Source organism: Microcoleus sp. BM001215392 (assembly GCF_036700185.1).
In the GTDB taxonomy this organism is placed as follows: domain Bacteria; phylum Cyanobacteriota; class Cyanobacteriia; order Cyanobacteriales; family Microcoleaceae; genus Microcoleus.
This window is the reverse complement of record NZ_JAUBOJ010000549.1, coordinates 1-3,694: the sequence shown is the minus strand read 5'-3', so window position 1 is coordinate 3,694 and position 3,694 is coordinate 1. Positions and strand designations below refer to the sequence as shown.

4 protein-coding genes are annotated in these 3,694 nt (G+C 46.2%); all 4 read right to left on the bottom strand.

The genetic code is table 11. The features are described 5' to 3' along the window. Nucleotides 1-189 precede the first annotated feature (189 nt). Nucleotides 190-1,035: a hypothetical protein gene (locus tag QT974_RS32465; RefSeq protein WP_333472479.1), complete on the bottom strand. Its 846-nt coding sequence runs from the start codon at nucleotides 1,033-1,035 to the stop codon at nucleotides 190-192. 334 nt (nucleotides 1,036-1,369) lie between these two features. Next, the gene (locus tag QT974_RS32460) at nucleotides 1,370-1,672 is read right to left on the bottom strand and encodes a hypothetical protein (RefSeq protein ID WP_333472478.1); all 303 of its coding nucleotides are present in this window, start codon (nucleotides 1,670-1,672) and stop codon (nucleotides 1,370-1,372) included. A 47-nt stretch (nucleotides 1,673-1,719) separates the two neighbouring features. Next, nucleotides 1,720-2,442, bottom strand: coding sequence for a pyridoxine 5'-phosphate synthase (locus QT974_RS32455; protein WP_333472477.1), 723 nt, complete (start codon nucleotides 2,440-2,442; stop codon nucleotides 1,720-1,722). A 250-nt stretch (nucleotides 2,443-2,692) separates the two neighbouring features. Further along, nucleotides 2,693-3,694, bottom strand: a 1,002-nt coding sequence (locus QT974_RS32450; RefSeq protein ID WP_333472476.1) for a nucleotidyltransferase domain-containing protein, incomplete at its 5' end; no start/stop codon positions are given.

Below are 3,694 nucleotides of genomic sequence, written 5' to 3'. Positions count from 1 at the left end.
TCAACAGTCAACAGTCAACAGTCAACAGTCAACAGTCAACAGTCAACAGTCAACTTCCCAAACTGAGATGCTCCCCTAACTAACGTTCTTGGCGGTTGATTTTACGCAAAAAAAAGCTCGCTTTTCGGGCGAGCTTTTGGGGTTGGGCGAGGGAAAGTCGATCGCCCGATCGGATTTTTGCCATCTTTACTAGCGCACAGAAACTCTAATAGAGGGCTTGACAGGCTTGTTAGCAACTACCAGCACCTTGTAGGTACCCGACTCGGGGAGTTGCGCAAAACTTTGACCTTCGCCTTGATCGAGGAGTTGTCCCGAGGGAGATTCGATCGCCACATCAAGATTTTTGTTGCTAGCTGTCACCGTGATTGTCTGTCCCTGTTTCCCCTGAACTGTCAGGGGCTGGATTTGGTAGCCGGACATTTTGAGTTTGACTGTGGCTTCGTTGTCTCCGAAGGCGATGGGAACCACGCGATCGGGCTTGTAAGTCCACTTGGCGTTAAAGTCGCGTTCGAGTACGAAACTGCTCGTCTCACCTTTGGGGGTAACTCGCACGCGGTAGATGCCAGATTCTGGCAACTGACCGATCCACTGATTGTCACTTTTGTCAAGAGACCCCATATTTTGACCGTTGGGGCTGTAGAGTTGGGCTGTCAGTTTTCCCGCCCACAGCGAGAGAGTGAGTTCTCGCCCTTTGACACCTTCAAAAATATAGGTAGTGGGTTGGCTGATAGTTTGTCTAATTTCCGAGGTTGACATTCGCTCAATGGGTTCGAGCTTGGCCGCGGCTGCGGGAGTAGCTGATGTTGGCTCGATCGGTTCTTGCTTGTTGGAAACTGAGACAGAAATAGCCGATGTTGGCTCGATCGGTTCTAGCCGGGTAAATGCGACAGAAGTAGCGGGTTTATTAACAATTTCTGTAATTTCCGAGGCGGCCATCCGGTCGCTCGGTGCTAGTTTTGAAGCTACAGGGCTGGCAAATACGGATTTTGCCGTCATCATCAGTAGCATTCCAGTCAGTAAAATTAGTTTTTTCATGTCGCACTTTCGATGGGGTAATGAGTTGTATATGCTTACTTGTGTTTGCCTGTTATCACCGGATCAAGTCGGGCGGGCTGAGGCTCAACCAGCATTTGGGAGAGACTTAGATATCCCGTAGTCGCACAAAAACTGCTGCTAGCAGATTGCCCATGCTGGAACTAAGTAACAGCCTCGATTTGTCCGAACATTTCAATGATACTGCCTGCGTATAATATCATTGATACTTTGATTTATTTAGTTAAGGAAAATTAAACCTTTTTCCGAGGATATTGCTAAAAAAATGCTGGCGCCCAAAAAACGCGGTGTCTGGGTTCTACGATCGGCCTTGCTATCAAGCAAGATGCTCCTCACCAGCAGGGGTGACGGCCTCTACTGTTGATTGTTTTGGGCGATCGGGTGGTAGCGTGCGCGGCCGGGCGCAGTCTACCACCCGATCTGTGAGGGTCGATCGGGCTTTTTCAGTTGACAGCTTGCTGTGAGCGTAGTCGAAGGGTTGACAGTTGACTGCTTGAGGGCGACCTCTACCCTTAAGTCCGAGGATTGGAGTAATGAATCGTCTGCTTTTTGTTTCTCCCTGCAAAGGTGGGGGCTTTAAACCAATTTTTTCTGGTGAGGCAAGGAACTCTGATACCAACGACTGAGGGAGTCAAACAGTCGCCCGATCGCGATAGTTGATTTCTACTACAAACTAGAGAGAATTTTTAGGTAAGCTTGTACTGTATTAGACAAACCCATTTCTAAGGCTTCTGCAATTAAAGCATGACCGATCGAGACTTCTAGTATATCAGGAATCGAGCAAAATTTAGCTAAATTTTGCAAATTTAGATCGTGTCCGGCATTAACTCCCAAACCTACAGATTGAGCCGAAGAAGCTGCTAAGAGATACTTCTCAAAAACTGATTCTACATTGCCTTCACGAAAAGCAGTTGCATAGGGTTCCGTGTACAATTCTACTCGGTCTGCTCCAACTTCTTTTGCTAGAGGCATGAGAGCAGCATCTGCATCCATAAACAAGCTGACTCTGATACCGCTGTCTTTTAATTTTTGAATAATTGGTAACAGCCGATCGCGATTTTGGGGAATATTCCAACCGCTATCGGATGTGAGCGCGTCTGGAGCGTCCGGGACTAAGGTACACTGAGCAGGCTTAACATCGCAAACTATATCCATAAATGGCGGCTCAAACGGATTTCCTTCGATGTTAAACTCGACGGTTAGCATTTTGGCTAAGTCATAAACGTCGGCAGCTTTGATGTGCCTTTCGTCTGGGCGCGGATGGACTGTAACGCCGTGGGCTCCGGCCGCAATTACTGTTTTTGCAGCTTCGGTAACGCTGGGAATGCCGATATTTCTAGAGTTTCTCAGGAGGGCGATGCGGTTGATGTTGACGCTGAGTTTTGTCACGAGATGTTGATTTTTAAGGTTGATACTACTATGTTAATAGCTTTCGGTAATAAATTTTTAGCACTGTATGTTACTTGTCGGATATTTTTACACAAGATTGACAGGATATTGCTACAATTCTAAATTTTAGGCTAATTATTAAAACTTGCATATTCCCTTGAGCAACTAATCTTACCGCGCTCGTGATTTTCAGAGCAAATTGCAGTGCCTTGTCGGTAATCTCGGGGCAGGACACCGAAAGGCTGTTTCCCTACTTTTGAGAATTGGCATTAGATAATTTAGCTTCTGCCTGCGGTAATATATCTGCGAAAAAAGCCTCGGCTGTTTGTTGTTTTTCGCCCAAATCTTCGAGATTGGCAATGCAGAAAAGCGGTGTGAGGCGATCGACTATTTCGACCGGAAAATCTCGGCTAAAATATTTTAGTTGAAAGTCGTATCTGTGGGGACGGTAGATCGTGCCCAACAGTTCGACTAACGGTAAAAGCGTCCAATTGTGATAATTGCCGATCGCCTCTACTAAATGCCCGCGGTAAATCTCTTTTTTTACCAGAGGTTGCAGCAAATCAAAACGAATTTTAATTTCGTTGAATCTGGCTTGCATTCGGGAAAGATGCTGATTTTTATCCAAATGAGCAGGTACAATTATATTAGCTTTGTCAAAGGCGATCGGGACTTTTCCGTGTCTCTCGATTTCCAGAAAATCGTTGCGGCTGCTGCGGCGGAAAACGGCAAAATCAATTAGCAAGAACGGCTCAGTTTCTTTGAGCCGCCAAAAGCACTGGGACTGATTGTGCCAAGCGGGTTCTGGAACTCGATATTTGAGTTCAATTTCGGAAATTTCCGTGAGGGCTTGTTCTACAATCTCAAAGGTTTGTTCCACGCTATTATCTGCAACCACAACCGCAATATCGAGGTCTGACCACTCGTCGGTGTATCCGTGGGCGGCTGAGCCTCCTTGCCACAAAGCGAGAACAAAATCTAAAGGTTGTAGGGTAGCAACAATCTTTTCGAGAATGATTTGTCTCATCAGAAAAATGGGTTTGAAACCCCGTCCTTCGCTAGACGGCTTTACAATGTTTGCAATGCGCCACGAGTTGTAAGCCAAAAACTTACAATCTGCGGGTAATGCGTTTTGGGTTAGACGCTTGCCAGTTTTTAACTCGTGCAAGCTAATTGTTTTTCGGTCTGGTTCTTTCTTTAGACCTCTTGCAAAAATCCTAGAAGGGCGTAGCATTTGGACATAAAATCTTAG